Origin of the sequence: Pseudooctadecabacter jejudonensis, assembly GCF_900172275.1 — a bacterium.
GTDB lineage: Bacteria > Pseudomonadota > Alphaproteobacteria > Rhodobacterales > Rhodobacteraceae > Octadecabacter > Octadecabacter jejudonensis.
In genome coordinates this window covers 1-18,619 of the sequence record NZ_FWFT01000003.1, presented here as the reverse complement: position 1 = coordinate 18,619, position 18,619 = coordinate 1, and the positions used below count along the sequence as shown (strand labels likewise).

The window sequence follows — 18,619 nt, the reverse complement described above, 5'->3', positions numbered from 1 at the left end:
TATAGCGCCCGAGATCATGGCACAAAGTGAAAACTGTAGGGCGTGCATGACGCGGGGCGACGGCCAAGGTGGCCTCAAGACATAACCTTTGCAGGTTCGCCGTCTGCACGGATATGGCCGCAAAACCGACGCGCTGCAGCGGCCCGATATCTGTGACGGTCTGATCCTGCACCGCCGCATGTTGTGATTCTGTTAGGCGATATAGGTTCGTTAGCTTTCGGGAGGCGCGCCACCGTCTTTGGTGCGTTTGGCCACAAACGCCTTAAGATCGCCCCAACGTTCCATATCGAGGCCGGGCTGTTTTTGGTCGGCAACGATCCCTTTCCAGACGGCCGTGGCCCGTTGGTTTGCATCCTGGGCACCACGTTCGGTCCATGTGCCGAAATTGGCGTAGTCGTGCACGATTGGCTCGTAAAATTCGGTGTTGTAGCGCGCCATGGTCTGGGACGTGGCGAAGAAATGGCCCTGGGGCTCCACCTCGTTGATCGCGCCCGACAGGCCGATTTCGTCCGGCCCCGCCTTGGCCCCGGCGCACAGTTCAGCCACCATGTTCAGCACTTCGGCATCGGTGATCAGTTTTTCATAAGACACAGTCAATCCGCCCTCCAGCCAACCGGCGGCATGGATGATGACGGTCGATCCGGCCATCAGGCAGCCCCACAGGCCCATCTGGTTTTCGTTGGCCGCCTGAACGTCGTTGCTGTTTGAGGCCGACCCCGCAGCACAGCGCCAAGGCAGCCCCGTCAACCGTGCCATCTGGCCTGCTGCCAGAGAGGCCTGAAAATGCGCGGGCGTGCCGAATGCCGGCGCGCCGGATTTCATATCGACGTTCGATGTGAACGTGCCGTAGCAGATGGGCGCGCCCGCGCGGACAAGCTGGCTGAGGGTGATGGTCGCCAAGGCCTCCGCATGGCTGAGGGTCACAGCGCCCGCGACGGTGATGGGCGCCATGGCCCCCATCAGCGTAAAGGGCGTGACAATCGACAACTGGCCCAGACGGGCGAAATCAATGACCCCGCGTGCCATGGGGATATCCAACGTGCGCGGACTGTTGGTGTTGATGATCGTGTAGGTATGCGGCGCGGCTTGAAAGGCGTCGTCGGACAGCCCGCGGTAGTCGCGGATCATCTCAAAACAATCCATCACCTGCGGGGTTCCGCGTGAGAACGTGAAGGGAAATTTGTCCGACCAGATCAACTGCGCCTCGGTCGTGAAATAGTGGCGCAGGTGGGTGGGCACATCCTGCGGTTCCACCTGAGGAGAGATCATATGAAAGACATCGTAGTGCTGTGTCAGCTGCAGATATTCGATGTAATCCGACGCTGATCCAGGCCTGCGCCCCCGTTCCAGATCTGTGGCATGGGGCGCGCCTGCACCTGCCTGAAAGGCCAGTGTCCCAAGGGCCAGTTCGATGTCGCGGTCACGCGCACCCGCACGACATTGGATGGATTTTGGGGCGCTGTCCAAAGCGGCCTCAACCATATCGCGCCCGATAAAGACCATGTCGTCGTCAACCCGCGCACCGCCCTTGGCAAAAATCTGACGGGCTTCGGGCAACAGCACGCGCAGGCCCATATCCTGCAGAATTTGAAGCGCGGCGTCGTGGATGTTGTGCGCCTCGTCCTCGGAAAAGGCGTTCATGGTGGGAAAGGGGGTGCGCAGCTGGCGGTAGTTCGTGTGCCGCTTTGGTGAGGCGTTGGCCGCGTCACCGCCTGCGCGCCCACGTCTGCGTCTGCCGCTTGGGCGGCCTTCACCCTCTGCTTTGCCCATGGTCCACCTGCGTCCCCTGATGTCTCTGGTCACCTTAGACAGATGGCGGTGTGCCGCAATAGGTTTGCAGCGGTCCGCGTCCCGCCATGCTGGGGGGATCAATCGTCGCTTTGATGGGCGTCGTAGCCCGCCTCAAGCTCTGATTTCAGGAAGGCGCCAAATTGGATGGGGGTGAACCGTGCGGGGCCGGCCCCCGCCAGCGGCGCGATTGTGGTGGACACATGCGGGTCAAAAAAGAACGGCACCGAATAGCGTGCCTTGCCTGAGGTGTTGATCACGCGGTGGGGTGTCGACAGAAGCCGCCCGTTGGTCAAGCGGTGCAGCATATCCCCGACGTTGACGACGAAAGCACCCTCGCGCAGGGGCACATCGACCCAGTGTCCGGCGGGTGTCTGCACCTGAAGCCCGCCCACATCATCCTGCGCCAAAAGGGTCAGGCATCCGAAATCCTTGTGCGGAGCAGAGCCGTAAAGATCATCGGGTGATTGCGGCGGTTGGGGCGGATAATGCAGCAACCGCAGCCAAATGGTCGGGTTATCAAAAGCCCGCAGGATCGCGAGGTCCGTTACCCCCGCCGCCGCCAGCGCCAGCCCCATAAGCTTTCGCCCCAGGTCGGACATGGCAGCCACATAAGCCTCACAGACCGAGCGAAAGTCGCCGAGGTCGGGCCACTGATTGGGGCCGGACAGATAGATGTCGGGATCCGCCACCGCATCTTCGCGCATCATCATGAAAGAGGCCGATTGGTTGGGTTTGGTCACCTCTGCCAAATCGGTCGTCACATCGGTCGATGTGTTGATCGCGATATAGCCGCGGTGGGTTTTATCCAGCGCAATGGCCTGCTTTTTGGCCTCGGGCAGGGCATGAAACCTTTGGGAGGCGTCGAACACATCGCGCAAAAGGGCCGCATCAATGCCGTGGTTGATCACATATGCAAACCCTGTGTTGCCATAGGCATCGGCAAAATCGCGGGTCAGGGCCGTGGTGTCGGTCCCTGCGACAAGCGGGGCCAGATCAAGCACGGGGATCTGTGTGAATTCAGTCATGTCCGTCCTTTGAAAACGGTTTGGGACGGGGGCGGATCCCCCCGATCGCCCTCAAACCCTTTCGGGCGGAACGCGCCCTGGCGTTCAAGGATGACAAGATGCAAAACGGGCGTCATGGGCCGACGCTATGCGGGAATACGCCGTTGATCAACGGCTTGCCCCGGGCGGGCCGCTACAACGCCAAGCTGGCCAAAAGCCTGTCTTTGGTCGCGTCCTGTTTTGAGAACGCCTCAGTGATGCGGCCCCGTTGCATGACGTGGAAATGATCGGCGTTGCCATAGGCGAATTCGAAATTCTGTTCGACCAAGACGATAGCCATATCCCCACGGTCCCGCAAAAGCTGGATGGTGCGCCCGATCATTTGAATGATATTGGGCTGGATGCCTTCGGTCGGCTCATCCAGCAACAACACCGATGGCCGCGTGACCAGCGCGCGGGCGATCGACAACTGCTGTTGTTGTCCACCCGACAAATCGCCCCCCCGCCGTGCTTTCATATCGGCCAGCACGGGGAACAGATCGTAGATGTCATCGGGGATGCGGCGATCGGATTTGGGCAGGCAGGCGAAACCCGTTTGAAGGTTTTCCTCAACACTCATCAACGGGAAAACCTCGCGCCCCTGGGGGACATAACCGATACCCGATTGCGCCATGATCGCGGGTTTTCCGGGCGGCAGATCTTTGCCGTCAACGCTGAGAGTACCGGCGCTGAACGGATGCCGCCCTGCGATGGCTTTCAGCAGGCTGGTTTTGCCCACGCCATTGGTGCCCGTCACGCAGGTGATTTGCCCAGCGGGGGCAGACAAGCTGACGTCGTGCAGGATTTGCGATTGGCCGTATTTGAGATTGAGGGTGTTAATGTCCAGCATCGGTGCGTCCCAGATAAACGTCAATGACGGTTGGGTTTTTGGTCACATGATCAAGGCTGCCTTCGGCCAGAACCGACCCTTCATGCAGCACGGTCACTTTGCAGTTCAGCCGCCGCACGAACTCCATGTCATGTTCCACCACGATTACAGCGCAGGTTTGTGCGGCCCTTTTGAGGATGTCGGTGGTGTGTTCGCGTTCATGGGCGGTCATGCCCGCGGCGGGTTCATCGACCAGCAACAGACGCGGGGATTGGGCCAGGAGCATCCCGATTTCCAGCCACTGCTTTTGCCCGTGGCTGAGCTCCCCCGCAGGGCGTTGCAGATGATCCGTCAGGTTGATTTCTTCAGCAATACTGTCCAGCCGCGCGGCCCCGTCCTTAGTTTTGCGGTAAAACAGAACAGAGAACGGACCGCGCGGATTTTTCAGGGCCATGGCCAGATTTTCGCGGACCGTCTGGGCCTCAAACACCGTGGGTTTCTGGAATTTCCGCCCGATCCCAAGGCTGGCAATGTCACTCTCAGACATGCCGATGAGCGACCGATTGTCGTCGCCAAACAGGATCGTCCCCGTGTCGGGCTTCGTCTTGCCGGTGATGATGTCCATGAACGTCGTTTTGCCCGCCCCGTTGGGGCCGATCACGGCGCGCAGTTCAGGTTCACCAATCTGTAGCGACAGGTTGTTGATCGCCTGAAAGCCGTCGAAGGATTTTGAAATGCCGGAAAGTTCAAGAAGAGACGTCATGATTTGCGCACCAATTTATCAAAGAGACCGCCGATGCCTTTCGGCGCAAACAACGTAACCAGAACAAAGGTCAGGCCCAGCAGCACAAGCCACCAGTCGACCCATTGGATGGTGTACACCCCAAGGTCGATGTTGGGCGCGCCACCGCCTGTGAACCAGCTGGACAGCAGCGACACCAAGGCCGCGCCGATGACCGCGCCATAAAGCCGCCCGCGCCCCCCGATAGCGACCCAAACCGCCAGATATATGGACGCAATGGGCGCGATTTCGGCGGGGTTGATGATGCCCGCCTGCGGATAATACAGCGCGCCCGCGATGCCTGCGACGATGGCGGTGATGGTGAAAACGAACAGCTTATAGCTTTCGACGTGGTAGCCAAGGAACCGCACGCGGGCCTCATCATCGCGGATGGCCTCGATGATGTTGCCCAACTTGCTGTCGGTGATCCATGCAAACAGTAGATAGCCGAGCGCAAGGGCCGCGGCTGAGGCCAGAAAGAACGCGACAGACACCACGTCCTGGCCGCTGTCTTCGAAACCGGGGATATTTTGCAGGCCCGACAGCCCGTTGTTGCCGCGCAAGCCGCTGTCGTTTTGAAACAGATAAAGCGACAGGGCGAGGGTCATCGCCTGCGTCAGGATCGACAGATAAACGCCGGTGACGCGGCTGCGGAACGCCAGCCAACCAAAGACCAGCGCCAGCAGGCCCGGCACCAAAACCACCATCGCCAGCTGGATCCACAGATGATCGGCAAAGGCCCACAGCAGTGGAAAGTCTGACGATCCCACGACGCCGAAAATCTGGTTGCCAATCGCGTCCGAGATTTCTTGCGGGGTGGGGGGGATGACTTGCCCTGCAAGGCTGTCGGCCACGATGATTTCAGTGCGCGCATACATCAGCCACATGCCGATGGCATAGCCGCCGATCCCGAAAAAGGCGAAATGCCCAAGCGATAGGATCCCGCAATATCCCCAGACCACGTCCATCGCGATGGCAATCAGACACAGACACAGTGTCTTGCCCAATGTCTTGACGAAAGAGGTTGAGATCAGGCCCGCGCCCGTGGCCTCTGACATCACAGTGACAAGGGCGGTGAACAGTCCAAGGGCTACCAAAAAGTACAGCACAGACGGATTGCGCCCGATAAAGGTAGTGCGTTTTTCCATTGCTTAGTCCGCTGCTGCGCGACCCTTGGGGGCGACGATGCCCTTGGGTCGGAATTGAATGAACAGGATGATGAACAGGATCATGTAGGTCTGTGCGGCCAGCGTGTTGGATGGGTTCAACCACTCGATCCCCTTTTGCAGGAACCCGATAAGGCCTGCCCCCGCCAAGGTGCCAAAGACAGACCCGACACCGCCCACAACTACGGTCATGAAGCTTTGCACGATGTAATTGGCGCCCATCTCAGACGTGACTTGCGCATAAAGTCCGATGCCCACACCGGCCACACCGGCGATGCCGGATCCAAGACCGAAGGTCATCATGTTCACGCGGTCGGGGTTGATCCCCATGGAGGCCGCCATGCCGGGGTTTTGCGTCACCGCGCGCACCTCAAGCCCCAGTCGGGTACGTTTGAGGATGAACATCAACAGCGCCAGAAACACCAAGGCCAACACGAAAATCGCAATCCGGATATAGCTGATCTGGATGTTGTCCGAGATCACCAACGCCCCGCTGAGCCAATCGGGCGAGGTCAGCGGGCGGGCCTGCGTGCCAAAAATGTTCTTGGCAATCTGTTGCAGGGCAATGGAAATCCCGAAGGTCGCCAAAAGCGTCTCAAGCGGGCGATGATAAAGGTGCCGGATGACCAGCCGTTCCATCGCCACGCCTGCGCCAAACGTCACCGCAAAGGCCAGCGGCAAGGCGATAATCAGCGACACGGTATAGTCGGGCACGACCAGTTGCACGACATAGCCCGTATAGGCCCCCATCATGATGAATTCGCCATGGGCCATGTTGATGACGCCCATCTGCCCAAAGGTGATCGCCAAGCCGATGGCCGCCAGAAAATAGATCGATGCCAGTGACAGCGCATCGAGTGACAGATCAACGGTTTGCGCGATCCCCACACGGGTTTCCACCGCGTCCAGCGTGGCACGGGCGGCCTGTGTGATGGCGGTATCGTCTTCGACATAGGCGTCAAAAAACACCACGCTCCTCAGCGCGACGTCGATGTCGTCATCGGTCACCAGCGGCGGCACGATGCCGTCCTGCGCCAGTGTGCGGTAGGCTTCGGCGCGGATGGCAGGATCACTCAGTTGCGCGACGGGAATGCCTGCGACACGGCCCTCTTCGATGTTGGCGGCAAGGGCTGCGCGGATGTCGCCTGCGGGGACAATGGCAGGGGCAAGGCCTGCGTCCACCAGTTCGGCATAGAACGCCGCGCGGTCCTCCATCGGGTCCAGAATGGCGGCAATGTTGGCCTCGGGGGCTTGCGTGCTGACGCCGGATGTCGTGGCAAGAACTTGGCTGAGAACCGCGCGCGCCTCAACGGACGTATCCTTGGCGAGGCTTTCGATAGCGGCGATGCGGGCCTCTGGCGTGTCACCAAACCGCGCGGTCAGAAAGGTGATCAGCTGTTGTTTGCGCGCATAAAGGGCGGGGTCCTCTTCGCCCGTCAGCGAGGCCGCCAGCGGTGCCAACTGGCTGGCGTCGCCCCGCCGCGCGATGGTATCGAGGGCCGCCTGTCGCCGCGCGGGGTCAGGATCGGACAGTTGGAACTGTACCAAGGCCGCCCCGATCACCCGACGCACGCCGCCGTTGGGCCGGATTTGGGTGAAGCCGCCAGCGTCGGCGGTGCTTTGCGCGCCAGTGTCCACATCGCGCAGGGCAAGGGTGTCGCCGTCTTTCTCACCGATGAAAAACAGCCCGTTGTCTTCGGCTTGCCAGACGCTGCGGTCTGACCAGGCCTCAAGGAAAACAGGCACCTGGGGCAGACCCAACGCCTGCATGTCATCCAGCGCGACGCTGACCGACCCGCGAGAGGGTTTGGCGATCTCATCGGCGTGGGTTTGCAAAACGGACTGCAGATCTTGCGCAGTCGCGGTGCCAACGGACACCAGCAGGCCAAGCATGCTGAGGAAAAGACGAACCATAGGTGGGTGCTTTCGGTCAGGCCCAAAGAAAGGGCAGGTCTTGGGGAAGGGCACCGGGCGCCACATGCGCCCGATGCGAAGGGTGCTTTAGTAGTTGGATGTCAGCTGAACACAGGTCTCTGTCTCAGTGTTGAACATCCCGCACCCAAGGTCTTTCCAGTCGGACACCAGGACAGCACTGGCAGGCAGAAAGTCTGTCCAAGCATCTCCTGGAACTTCGGATGTCTGGCTGATGATGTCGAACTGGCCGTCTGCTGTGATCTCACCGATCAGCACTGGTTTGGCCAAGTGGTGGTTGGGCAGCATGACAGCCGTGCCGCCGGTCAGGTTCGGAAATTCCTGCCCGTACATGGCCGTGCGCACCGCGTCGACATCCGTGGTGCCGGCCTCTGTCACGGCGTTCACCCACATGTTGAACCCGATGTAGTGGGCCTCCATGGGGTCGTTGGTCACGCGCTCTTCGCCCATGGCCGCTTTCCATGACGCGACCCAATCGGCGTTGGCCTCGGTGTCGGCGGATTGGAAGTAATTCCAAGCAGCGAGGTGGCCGACCAGATCGGACGTATCAAGACCGGAGAGTTCTTCTTCCCCCACCGAGAACGCCACCACAGGGATATCGTCGGCGGAAATGCCAGCCGCCGCCAGTTCTTTGTAAAACCCGATGTTGGCGTCGCCGTTGATGGTGGAAATCACGCCGACCTGGCTGCCATCCGCGCCCAGTTCAACAACATCCGCCACGATCGTGGACCAATCAGAATGGCCAAAGGGCGTGTAGTTGACGAAGATGTTCTCTGCGGGAATGCCTGCGTCGATCAGGTATTGTTCAAGGATGTTGTTGGTCGTGCGCGGGTAGACATAGTCGGTGCCCAAAAGCGCGAATTTCTCGACGCCCAGCTCCTCAAGGAAGTAATCCGTCGCGGGGATGGCCTGCTGGTTGGGGGCCGCACCGGTGTAGAACACATTGCGCGAGGATTCCTCGCCCTCATACTGCACAGGGTAGAACATCAATCCGTTGAGTTCTTCCAAAACAGGCAGGGCAGATTTGCGCGACACCGACGTCCACGACCCGAAGATCACGTCAACTTCGGACACCGTCAGCAGCTCTCGCGCTTTTTCGGCAAAGAGCGGCCAGTCAGAGGCGGGGTCGACGACGACGGCCTCGATCTCACAGCCCAGCAGACCGCCCGCGTCGTTTTGTTGCGCGATCAGCAGCTCCATCGTGTCTTTGAGGGTGGTTTCTGAAATGGCCATCGTGCCGGACAGCGAATGCAGTACGCCAACCTTAATCGGGTCGTCACAGGCCGAAGCAGCGGTGCCCGCGCAAAGCAGGGCCGCGGTCGCAAACAGTGACGAACGAGCAGAAATTTTCATGGTAGTGTCCCTTTTGGGCGTGCAAACCAACCCGAATATCTTGACGGCGCGCCGTCCAACCCCCAGATCAATCTGCACAGCTGTTGCTGTAGCCGCGGGCGGGTTTGGATCCTGCAAGATTGGCCCGTCCGTGGCGCCCCGATACGGAGCGCCGTCACCGTTTCTTTACGCGTGTCATCAAACAACCCCCAGACAGGCGTGCCCCATGAGGGCCAGCACCTTACGCCCATTTTTTGTGCGGCGGTTTCCCTCTTGTGTGAGAATTAGGCGACATCAGTATCATTCGTATGGCGCAAGGTGCCCGATTTTCGCGCAAGACGCGCGGCAAATGGGATGTTTTGGTCGGTTCAACACAGGGCATCTGTAGTCAAGGGGCGGCGGATGCCGCTGAGTCGTCGCGCGGTTCAGTGATGGCACGCCGTGCAGGTGGTGTTTGATGTTTCGCGCAACTGTGCAATCGCGCAGACGCAGCGGTCTGCTCCCTGCTTGTGGCGGGACCGCCGCGACTGGGTCAGTCCCCGCGCGGCGATCATTAAATCCAGCACCGCACCGCAGAACTCACCAATCGACATCAAACTTGCGGACCACGGCACCGACCTGATCAGGCGTCAGTCCGCGCGGTTCCAGCCCACGGGTCAACACCGCGAGCTTTGCAGTCTCCTCAAGCTCTTCCATGGCGAAGGTGGCGGCGAAGAGGTCTTTGCCCGCCACAACAGGCCCGTGGCTGGCCAAAAGCATCGCTGATCGTTTGCCCGCCAGCCCGCGCACGGCCGCGCCCATCGCAGGATCGCCTGGCACAAAAAAGGGCAGCAGTTTGACCTTGCCCACCTGCATGATCGCATAAGGGGTCAGTGTGGGCAGGACGTTGTCGGGGTCAATGTCGGGCATCATGGACAGGGCAACGGAATGGGTGGAATGCAGATGCACCACCGCCCCGGTATTGGTGCGCGTATGATAGAAGGCGGTATGCAGCGGCACCTGTTTGGTGGATTTGTCGCCCGACAGATGCTGGGATTTGGCATCCAGATGGCTGATCTGCGCGCGGTCCAGAAAGCCCATGGCACGCCCCGTTGGCGTCACCAGAATGGAGCCGTCGGACAATCGCGCAGAGATGTTGCCCGTGGACCCACAGGCCAGCCCGCGATCGAACATGGATTTGCCCAACATGCAGATGTCCTCACGCAGCTTTGCGTGCTCGCTCATCCTGCGGTCTCCGTCTTTTTTAACGTCTCCCTGAAAAAGGCCGGGCCGCCGAAGGTGCCGGATTTGAGTGCAAGGGCCAGACCGCGCGTCTGGACCAGCGGCACGCCCGCCGCCGCCCGTGGCCCGATGTTGAGAACAACCGCCTGAAGTCCCTTGACCACCGCGCCTGAGGTTTCGCCCCCCGCCACCACAAAGCGGCGCACCCCACGTGCGGCCAGGGTGGCCGAAAGGGTGGCAAACAGCCCCTCAATCGCGTCAGCTGCTGCCTGTGAGCCGAAGGCGTCTTGCGCCGCCCGCACCACCTGCGGATCGGCGGAGGATTAGACGAGGGGCGGGGTGTTTTGCATCAGCACCCAATCGGCCATGGCCTCCACATCATATCCGCCCGCCACGGCAGTCTCGGCCTTTATCTGGAACCCCGCGACCTGGGCGAGCAATGTTGCAACTTGCGTTCGTGTCGCGCGGCTGCACGATCCTGAAATCACGACGCCAGGCCCTTGAATGCCGTCCCATGCGGGCGTTGCGGGTGTGGCGTTGTCATTGGCTGGCAAGCCCAAGGCGATGCCCGATCCACCAGACAGCAAAGGCATGTTACGGGCCGCCTTGCCAATTTCGATCAGGTCTGCGTCGATGATCGCGTCTACGATGACGTGGCCCGCCTCGGGCAGCGCGCTGCGGATGACCTCTGGCCCTGCGGCAACAGCCATTCACAGGCCGCCAAGGATAAGGTGACCGCGTCCTCCACCGGGGCAGTGCGCGATTTCAGGGCGACACCCCCCGCCTCCAGCGCGGCGTCCGCAAGGTGGGGTGGTACACCGATGAACTGCGCCGTGGACATGCCTGCCTCAGCCAAGGTCAGGGCTTTGTCGGATGCGCCAGTGAAATCATCCGCGATCACGCCGATTTTCATAAGGTGACGTCCTGTGTGGGGCCCGCATCCAACCGGTGGATATGATCGGCCAGGTCCTGTGGGAAATACTGGCGCACCAGCGGGTCATGGCCGGGGATGATCAGGCTGGGGTGGGAGGCGAGACGTTCCAACCTATCAAACCCGTCCAACATGTTTTGCAGATCGACGACGATGGGAAACGGTTTGCGTGCCTGCAGGTTTTCGTAAAAATGCGCCGCATCCGAGGCCAGCACCATCCACCCCGCTTGCGTGTGCACCCGCACGCATTGCAGGCCGCGACTGTGGCCGCCAATGCAGTGCACGCTGACGCCCTCTGCAATGTCAGCGGAGCCATCGTAAAACGTCAGTTTGCCGGAATAGAGACGTTGAACAGCCTCACACACATGGGAGGCCGTAAAGGGCATCCGCAGGGTGTCATGGCACATGCACGGGCCCGTGGCATAGGCCATTTCCGCGGCCTGCAGGTGCAAATGGGCGTTGGGAAACAGGGCCAGCCCGCCTGCGTGATCGTAGTGCAGATGCGTGACGATGATGTCCGTGATGTCATCGGGTGTCAGACCAAAGGGCGCCAGTGCCGCTGCAGGATCAAGGCGAATGGGGCGGTTGCGGGCCGCGGCCTCGGCGTCGTCATATCCGGTGTCCACAAGGATCGTGCGGGTGCCTGCGCGCAGCAGCCACATGAAATAATCCATGGCGTGGGGCGCGTCATGATTGTCGTCAAAGATAAAACTGTCGGCGCGGGTGCGGGCGTTGCGATCCGCGTATTTGACGGCGAAGACTTCCCACGGGCTCATGAAGACACCTGCGCGTAGGTGGCGACCGTTTTGTCGATAATCATGTTCGCCACGTCGTGGTCGAAGGCTTCGAAATGGGGGCTGTGCAGATGGGCCTCAAAGGCCGCTCTGTCTGTATAGAGTTCATATAGAAACACCTCATTGGGGCGATCGGGGTCCGTGCAGACATCAAAGCGGTGGCACCCGGCCTCAATCGCCAAGGACGTCTGCGCGTTCTGCGTCATGGTTGGCAGAAAATCCGCCATTTGGCCCGCCCTGATCTGAAAGGTCACAACAACGACAAACATCAAACGCTCCTTCTGGTGAGACGCCGAAACGCCCTTTTGATGGCTGGGATTTGCGCGGCGATCAGCGCAAGGCTCAGCGCAAGTAGAATGCCAGCAACAGGGCGCGACGCAAAGACCGCAAGATCACCGCCTGAAATCAACAGCGACCGGCGGAAGGTTTCGTCAAAAAGCCCGCCCAAGATGACGCCGATGACCAAGGGTGCGATGGGATATTGCAGCAGGTTCATGAAATAGGCCACGAACCTCACGCTCGGCACCGACAGGGGGATCAGCGCGCGGCCAAGGCAGGCGGTGTTGGCCGTCTCCGGGGACAGCAGACCTTCGAGGGACCCTTTGCCGAACGTATCACCCTCTGTGCTGACGGTTTTGCCAACGCCGTCGCTGACCCAATCGGCCACGTCCTCACCCACGCCGGGCAGCGCGGCCCAGACGGCCAGCGTGACCCAATCGTCGTCCGGCGCGGCCCAGTCCGATTGGGGGAATTGCCGGATCAGGGCATAGGTGCCACACAAGCCGACAGCCGCGGCGGCCAGCACCATGCGGCGCGGTTGGCTCAAGTAGAACCCATAGATCCGCGCGGTGATCAGCAACCCGCTGCACAGCACGAAACCCACGCACGGCACGAGGCCCGCGATATAGAAAAACAAGATGATGCCGATGGTGGTAAACCGGATCGCCTCATCCGTGTTCCAACCGATGCCCACAGCCGACAGGGCGCGCGCCGCACCGCCTGCGCGGATGGCAATGATCATCAACACGATGGACAGCACAAAAAGGGCGGTGAAAATGCCAAGCGGCACGATGGCGGCGGAAGTGCACCAGTCTGCGCCGCTGACACCTGCGCGGTTGCCGCCCCAAAGGGGAATGTCAAACGTGCGCCACAAAAAGAACAGCGACAGCGCCATCAGCACACAAGCGCCCCAAAAATCGCGGGCGCGCAAAATATCCGTATCGTCCTCCATCACCGATACCCAATGTCACAAAGAGAAAAGGGGTGTCCGGGCGCAGGGTGGGGCCGCGCCCGAACGGGATTGATCCACGACTACGGCTTTTCAATGCCGAGGCTTGCCGGATCGACGGTTGTCGCACCCAGGTCCTGCAACGTGTAGGCAAAGTTGCTTTCAAGGATCGTAAAGATCGCCTGTTGATGGTCCTCTCAGGGTTTTGCATTCTGTATTGCATTTATTTGCGCATGCATTAATTAATGCCCTGTCGACTTTTCGATTGGAGAAGTTGGAAAATTCGTTCAAACCAAAACCGGTAAAAAGGGGCCAGAGATGAAAAAGAACTTCGACATTGCGGTGTTTCATGGGGACGGGATTGGCCCTGAAATTATGGCGCCAACCCTTGCGATCCTTGACCGGATGGCGAAGGCGTCAGACAGCTACGGCCTGACATTCACCGACGCGCCTGCGGGCGCCGCCCATTATGTCGAAACGGGCGAAGCGCTGCCCGTGGCGTCGATGGACAGGGCGCGCAATGCAGATGCTATCTTGCTGTCCGCCATGGGTTTGCCCGACGTGCGCTACGCAGACGGGACAGAGATTTCGCCCCAGATCGATCTGCGCAAAGCCCTGACCCTTTTTGCCGGTGTGCGCCCCGTAAGGGTCAAGGCCGGACAGCGCACGCCGCTGAACATGCCCGCAGGCCGTGAGATTGACTTCGTTCTCATCCGCGAAAGCACCGAAGGGCTGTTTCACACCCAAGGCTGCGGGGAAATGACCGAAAACGAGGCCCGCGAAACCCTTTTGATCACCCGCGATATTTCCGAAAAGCTGTTCAAATTTGCCTTTGGTCTGGCCAAGCAACGCAAAGCCGCGGGGCGCGGGCCGGGGCGTGTGACCTGCGTGGACAAGGCCAATGTCTTCCGCGCCTTCGCCTTCTTCCGTGCGATGTTCGATGCCGAAGCCGCGCAGCATCCCGACCTGCAGGCCGATCATGCCTATGTTGATGCGACGGCCCTGTGGATGATCCAGAAACCATGGGATTTTGATGTCATGGTGACCGAAAACATGTTCGGCGACATCCTGTCTGATCTGGGCGCTGGACTGATGGGGGGGCTCGGCTTGGCACCGTCCGCCGACATTGGCTTGGATCACGCGGTGTTCCAGCCCTGCCACGGATCCGCCCCTGATATTGCAGGCCGTGGGCTGGCCAACCCCCACGCCATGATCCTGTCAGCGGCCATGATGTTGGACTGGTTGGGCGTCAAACATGACAACGCAGCGATGGTGGCCGATGGCACCCGCCTGCGCGAAGCGGTCGAGGACGTTGTGGCCCGTGGCACCGCCCTGACCCGCGATTTGGGCGGAACGGTGGGCACGGCCCGCGCGGCAGACGCGGTTCTGGACGCCTTGTTTGTCGCATGACAGCCAACGCTGACCTAAAGGTTGCCTGCGTCGGCGCGGGATATTTTGCGCAGTTTCATTACGGCAGTTGGGCGCGGATGGACGGTGTGCACCTTGTGGCGTCGTGCGACTCCGATATCACCCGCGCCCGCGCGACCGGTCTGGCTGCCTTTGCTGATCTGGGGCAGATGTTGGCTGAGGCGCAGCCTGATGTGTTGGATATCATCCTGCCCCCCGTGGCCCAGGCCAATGCCATTCGCGCAGCCTTGGCCCACGGCGTGCGTTGGATCATCTGCCAGAAACCGTTCTGTGTTGATCTGGCCGAGGCCGAGGCGATGACAGCTGAGGCCGAGGCCGCAGGTGCCACGATCGTCGTGCACGAAAACTTCCGGTTTCAGCCGTGGTACCGGGCCATCAAACGTCTTTTGGAGGACGGCGTTTTGGGCGATCTGCATCAGGTCACCTTCCGTCTGCGGCCCGGCGACGGGCAGGGCCCGCGCGCCTATCTGGACCGTCAGCCCTATTTTCAGACCATGGACCGCTTCTTGGTGCACGAAACGGCTGTGCATTGGGTCGACACCTTCCGATACCTTCTGGGCGATCCGCAGGCGGTTTACGCCGATCTGCGCCGCATGAACCCTGCAATCGCAGGGGAGGACGCGGGCTATATCCTGTTTGATCACCCGCACGGCGTTCGTGCGCTTTTTGATGGCAATCGCCATCTGGATCACGCCGCCGACAACCACCGCCGCACCATGGGCGAGGCGGCGTTCGAAGGCACGGCAGGCACACTGACCCTGACAGGGGATGGCGCCGTGCATCTGCGTCCCTTCGGAGAGCTGACGAATGATATGGTGGTCCCCCCCGACAGCTTTGACGGCTTTGGCGGCGATTGTGTTCACGCCCTGCAGTCCCATGTGGTCGATGCCATTCGTCACGCCCGCACGCCTGAGAACACCGCCCGGGATTACCTGACGGTTGAACGCATCGAAGCGGCGATTTACGCTTCGGCCCAGTCAGGGCAGAAAATCCCCCTGTAGGAGAAGCCGTTCATGCCAGACAAAGGCCCCTCAAACGTGCAGCGTGCGGTGCAGGAATTGCGCGCCCGCATCTTTTCGGGGGATTTGGCAGCGGGGTCTGATCATCTGGAATCGGAACTGGCCAACCTGCTTGAGATGTCTCGCACCCCGGTACGTGAGGCCGTTCTGACCCTCGAAGGTCAGGGCTTGCTGGAACTGCGCCCGCGCAAAGGCGTACGAATTTTGCCGCTGTCGCCGGATGATATGGCCGAGATTTATGACGTGCTGACCGAACTGGAAAGCCATGCCGCAGAACGGGCGGCCCAACTGGATCATGACGACGACGATCTGGCCGATTTGGCCCGCGCGATCCGCGATATGGATGCGGCGATCACGGGCAATGATCTGGATGCATGGGCCGACGCCGATGACCGGTTTCACACCGAGTTGGTCCGTTTGGGCGGCAACAGCCGCATTGAGGCGATCGTCGCCATGATGAGTGATCAGGTCCGCCGTGCGCGCACAACGACCCTGTTCATGCGGCCCTTGCCGACCAAGTCCAACGAAGACCACCGCACCGTGTATCAGGCGATCCGCGAGGGGGATGCGGCCACGGCGCGCGAAACACATCGCCAACACCGCCAGCATGCAAAGTCGATCCTGGTTGAACTGCTGGGCAAACACCGGTTGCGGTTTCTTTAGCCCGTCTTGGTATGGGGTAGGGGGCTTATCGTCATATCCGCATGGATCACCTGCAGGTCTTGGATGCACTGCCCCACAAGGTGCCTGCGGTCGGGCTGGTTGATCAAACGGGCCGGGGTGGTGATGGCCATCCGCAAAGCCTGTTCAAGCGATACCCCGACCGACTGAACCAGACGTGCGACCCCTTCAGCCATGGTTGTGTGCGCACCCGCCAGATTGCCCTCGGCATTGATCAGCCGCCCGCCGTCCACCGTTATGGTCTGTCCATAAAGCGCAAAGGTGTTCGGCCCGCCAACGGTGGCCATGGCATCGCTCACCAGAAACATCCGATCGGGGACAGGACGCGCCCGCAGGGCCAGCGCGATCATCCCATCGTCTACGTGGTGGCCGTCGCAAATGATGCCAGCCGCGATGTGTGAATTCAGCACGGCCCCCACCGCGCCTGGCGCACGCCCGCTCATTTGTGACATGGCATTGTAAAGGTGCGTGGCGCAGGTGGCGCCGGCCTCAATCGCGGCGTTGACCTGTGACGCACTTGCATCCGTGTGGCCGATGGACACCACGGCCCCCATGGCGGCCAATTCTGCGATCTGTGCTGTGGTCGCGGCCTCGGGGGCGAGGGTAATCATCACCGCGATCCCATCCGCCCGCAGCGCGGACACCACCTCAATCGTGCGCGCATCAAGGGGCCGGATGAACGCCGCATGGTGCGTGCCACGTTTGGCCGTTGCGATATGCGGACCTTCGATGTGAAGCCCAAGAATACGTCGGTCGGTTTTGGCCGTCCGCACCGCATCTGCCGCGCGGTCCAGCACGTCTGGCCCATCGGTGATGACGGTGGGCAAAATGGCCGACGTGCCAAGCTTTGCATGGGCGTCGGCGATGGTCGCAAGACCGTCGCGCGTGGGGGTGGTGTTGACCATCACACCGCCGCCGCCATTGACCTGCAGGTCGATAAAGCCGGGCGCAATGACGCCCGGTATGGCTTGCGCATCTGCGGGAGGCGGTCCAACCTCAACCCCCTGGCCCTTGTCGATGCGCAGGCCGAGGCCGGGGCGCAAAGTCTCTCCGTCAAACACGTGATCTGCGGTGATCCAATAGGGCTCAGTCATAGCGGTCGCCCTGTTGGTATGCGGTAAAGGCCGCCCCCTTTGCGCCGCTTGCATCTCCTCCTTGAGCCAGCACAATCGGGGCCACGGGCAGGCCGCCGATTTGTGCGGTGCGTGCCGCGTCCGTTACATCGTCGATGATGCCTTCGATCCGGCTAAGTCCGCCTGCAAGCACGATGACATCAGGGTCCAGGGTCGCGGTGAGGGTGTGAACCAGATCGCCCGCAAGGGCACTCCAGACCGCCCAGACCTGCGCCATGTCGCCATGTCTGCGTGCAGCGATCTCTTCAGTGGACAGGGTTTGGCCCGTCAAATGCCCTGCCAATCGCACCAGGCCGGGGCCTGACACGTAGGTTTCAACGCAGCCCGCGCGGCCACATCCGCAAGGCCAAAGGGGCAGGGCGTGCCGCTGTATCAGATGCGCGGGGGCGCTGGTGTGCCCGACCTCCCCGCCTGTGCCGGAGGGCCCTGCTAGGGTCACGCCGTTGATGGCCACACCGCCGCCTATGCCCGTCCCCAACACCAGACTGGCCACGCAGCGCAATCCGCGGCCCGCGCCAAAAACAGCCTCGGACACTGTCAGTGCACGGGCGTCATTGATATAGGCGACCGGACGGCTGATGGCCGCTGCAATATCGGCAGGCAAAGCATGACCTGAGGCGGGCAGATTGGCCGCAAAGACCAGACCGCTTGCGGGGTTCAAAAGACCCGCAGCACTGATCCCGATGGGGGCGTCCGCCCCCGCATGTCCCTGCGCCCATCTGATGTGTTGGGCCAAGGCCGCCAAAAGGCCATCATAGGTGTCGGGGGTGGCGCACCGGTCGCGTGCGATCAGATCCCATGTGTTATCAAACACTTGGGCTTCGATTTTTGAACCCCCCAGATCAATGCCAATCGCAGTCATGGCGCTACACTAGCGAAATGCACGGGCACGGCCAGTGGGTTTATGCCGGTTGGCGCGGCCTTTCCATGCGCGGCATGGGGCAGAGACGTTTGATCCCGGTCGGCATGCGCTTTGGGGGCGGTTTGGTTCGGTTTGCTGGCCTCACACGTTAGACTTCCTGATTTTTTCTTTCAGCCTTTCTGAAAAATTATCGGGCGTGAATGTAAGCGCTTGCATTAATTTGCTGTAAGGGCCTAAATCGTCACATCAGTTTTACAATTGCCTTTGTGACAGGACAACACGCCATGACCCGCGATTATCTTAAGAAAGCGACCCTGACATCCGCCTCTGGCGCCTCGGATGTGCATGATACGGTGGTTGGCATCCTCAATGATATTGAGGCGGGCGGGGACGCCAAGGCGATGGAATATGCCGCCAAGTTTGACCGCTACGAGGGCAACGTGATGCT

At 60.9% G+C, this 18,619-nt stretch carries 19 protein-coding genes and 1 pseudogene; 4 read left to right on the top strand and 16 right to left on the bottom strand.

What is annotated here, in order from left to right; translation table 11 throughout:
• Positions 1 to 210 precede the first annotated feature (210 nt).
• From PSJ8397_RS09260 to PSJ8397_RS09205, 14 genes are all read right to left on the bottom strand, one after another.
• Positions 211 to 1,770 carry a trimethylamine methyltransferase family protein gene (locus tag PSJ8397_RS09260; protein ID WP_085864340.1) on the bottom strand — a complete coding sequence of 520 codons (1,560 nt, stop codon included), beginning with the start codon at positions 1,768 to 1,770 and terminating at the stop codon, positions 211 to 213.
• A gap of 98 nt (positions 1,771 to 1,868) precedes the next feature.
• Entirely contained in the window at positions 1,869 to 2,816 is a 948-nt protein-coding gene (locus PSJ8397_RS09255) for an isopenicillin N synthase family dioxygenase (RefSeq protein ID WP_085864339.1), read from the bottom strand.
• A gap of 172 nt (positions 2,817 to 2,988) precedes the next feature.
• Positions 2,989 to 3,684 carry an urea ABC transporter ATP-binding subunit UrtE gene (urtE, locus tag PSJ8397_RS09250; protein ID WP_085864338.1) on the bottom strand — a complete coding sequence of 232 codons (696 nt, stop codon included), beginning with the start codon at positions 3,682 to 3,684 and terminating at the stop codon, positions 2,989 to 2,991.
• Complete coding sequence (gene urtD, locus PSJ8397_RS09245) at positions 3,671 to 4,426, bottom strand: urea ABC transporter ATP-binding protein UrtD (protein WP_085864337.1); 756 nt, start codon at positions 4,424 to 4,426, stop codon at positions 3,671 to 3,673. Before urtD ends, urtE begins: the two co-directional genes overlap by 14 nt.
• The gene (gene urtC / locus PSJ8397_RS09240) at positions 4,423 to 5,592 is read right to left on the bottom strand and encodes an urea ABC transporter permease subunit UrtC (RefSeq protein ID WP_085864336.1); all 1,170 of its coding nucleotides are present in this window, start codon (positions 5,590 to 5,592) and stop codon (positions 4,423 to 4,425) included. The genes urtD and urtC overlap by 4 nt, the downstream gene beginning before the upstream one ends.
• Positions 5,593 to 5,595: 3 nt before the next feature.
• Positions 5,596 to 7,524, bottom strand: coding sequence for an urea ABC transporter permease subunit UrtB (urtB, locus tag PSJ8397_RS09235; RefSeq protein ID WP_085864335.1), 1,929 nt, complete (start codon positions 7,522 to 7,524; stop codon positions 5,596 to 5,598).
• Positions 7,525 to 7,611: 87 nt separating this feature from the next.
• Positions 7,612 to 8,895, bottom strand: a complete 1,284-nt coding sequence (gene urtA, locus PSJ8397_RS09230; protein ID WP_085864334.1) for an urea ABC transporter substrate-binding protein — start codon at positions 8,893 to 8,895, stop codon at positions 7,612 to 7,614.
• Positions 8,896 to 9,453: 558 nt separating this feature from the next.
• Positions 9,454 to 10,098: a 3-oxo-tetronate 4-phosphate decarboxylase gene (otnC, locus tag PSJ8397_RS09225; RefSeq protein WP_085864333.1), complete on the bottom strand. Its 645-nt coding sequence runs from the start codon at positions 10,096 to 10,098 to the stop codon at positions 9,454 to 9,456.
• The gene (locus PSJ8397_RS17205) at positions 10,095 to 10,397 is read right to left on the bottom strand and encodes a nucleotide-binding domain containing protein (RefSeq protein ID WP_235000667.1); all 303 of its coding nucleotides are present in this window, start codon (positions 10,395 to 10,397) and stop codon (positions 10,095 to 10,097) included. Before PSJ8397_RS17205 ends, otnC begins: the two co-directional genes overlap by 4 nt.
• Positions 10,398 to 10,418: 21 nt before the next feature.
• On the bottom strand, positions 10,419 to 10,805 hold the full coding sequence (locus PSJ8397_RS17200) for a four-carbon acid sugar kinase family protein (RefSeq protein ID WP_235000665.1): 387 nt from the start codon (positions 10,803 to 10,805) through the stop codon (positions 10,419 to 10,421).
• Positions 10,739 to 11,008 carry a four-carbon acid sugar kinase family protein gene (locus PSJ8397_RS17195; protein ID WP_235000663.1) on the bottom strand — a complete coding sequence of 90 codons (270 nt, stop codon included), beginning with the start codon at positions 11,006 to 11,008 and terminating at the stop codon, positions 10,739 to 10,741. Before PSJ8397_RS17195 ends, PSJ8397_RS17200 begins: the two co-directional genes overlap by 67 nt.
• Positions 11,005 to 11,802 carry an N-acyl homoserine lactonase family protein gene (locus tag PSJ8397_RS09215; RefSeq protein WP_085864332.1) on the bottom strand — a complete coding sequence of 266 codons (798 nt, stop codon included), beginning with the start codon at positions 11,800 to 11,802 and terminating at the stop codon, positions 11,005 to 11,007. Before PSJ8397_RS09215 ends, PSJ8397_RS17195 begins: the two co-directional genes overlap by 4 nt.
• A complete protein-coding gene (locus PSJ8397_RS09210; protein WP_085864331.1) occupies positions 11,799 to 12,089 on the bottom strand; it encodes a putative quinol monooxygenase in 291 nt (96 codons plus the stop codon). Before PSJ8397_RS09210 ends, PSJ8397_RS09215 begins: the two co-directional genes overlap by 4 nt.
• Entirely contained in the window at positions 12,089 to 13,051 is a 963-nt protein-coding gene (locus tag PSJ8397_RS09205; RefSeq protein ID WP_085864330.1) for a tripartite tricarboxylate transporter permease, read from the bottom strand. The genes PSJ8397_RS09210 and PSJ8397_RS09205 overlap by 1 nt, the downstream gene beginning before the upstream one ends.
• Before the next feature lie 315 nt (positions 13,052 to 13,366).
• On the opposite strand from PSJ8397_RS09205, the gene PSJ8397_RS09200 reads away from it, so the two are divergent.
• Genes PSJ8397_RS09200 through PSJ8397_RS09190 form a run of 3 tightly spaced genes read left to right on the top strand, consistent with a single transcriptional unit; the run spans position 13,367 to position 16,158 of the window.
• Positions 13,367 to 14,458, top strand: coding sequence for an isocitrate/isopropylmalate dehydrogenase family protein (locus PSJ8397_RS09200; RefSeq protein WP_085864329.1), 1,092 nt, complete (start codon positions 13,367 to 13,369; stop codon positions 14,456 to 14,458).
• Positions 14,455 to 15,477, top strand: a complete 1,023-nt coding sequence (locus PSJ8397_RS09195; protein ID WP_085864328.1) for a Gfo/Idh/MocA family protein — start codon at positions 14,455 to 14,457, stop codon at positions 15,475 to 15,477. The genes PSJ8397_RS09200 and PSJ8397_RS09195 overlap by 4 nt, the downstream gene beginning before the upstream one ends.
• Before the next feature lie 12 nt (positions 15,478 to 15,489).
• The gene (locus tag PSJ8397_RS09190; protein ID WP_085864327.1) at positions 15,490 to 16,158 is read left to right on the top strand and encodes a GntR family transcriptional regulator; all 669 of its coding nucleotides are present in this window, start codon (positions 15,490 to 15,492) and stop codon (positions 16,156 to 16,158) included.
• Here PSJ8397_RS09190 and nagA read toward each other — a convergent pair.
• Both nagA and PSJ8397_RS09180 read right to left on the bottom strand, forming a co-directional pair.
• Positions 16,155 to 17,270, bottom strand: a complete 1,116-nt coding sequence (nagA, locus tag PSJ8397_RS09185; RefSeq protein ID WP_085864326.1) for an N-acetylglucosamine-6-phosphate deacetylase — start codon at positions 17,268 to 17,270, stop codon at positions 16,155 to 16,157. The genes PSJ8397_RS09190 and nagA overlap by 4 nt on opposite strands.
• On the bottom strand, positions 17,263 to 18,171 hold the full coding sequence (locus PSJ8397_RS09180) for an ROK family protein (RefSeq protein WP_085864325.1): 909 nt from the start codon (positions 18,169 to 18,171) through the stop codon (positions 17,263 to 17,265). The genes nagA and PSJ8397_RS09180 overlap by 8 nt, the downstream gene beginning before the upstream one ends.
• A 284-nt stretch (positions 18,172 to 18,455) precedes the next feature.
• On the opposite strand from PSJ8397_RS09180, the pseudogene PSJ8397_RS16835 reads away from it, so the two are divergent.
• Positions 18,456 to 18,619: pseudogene (locus PSJ8397_RS16835) on the top strand (histidinol dehydrogenase); the annotation flags it as partial.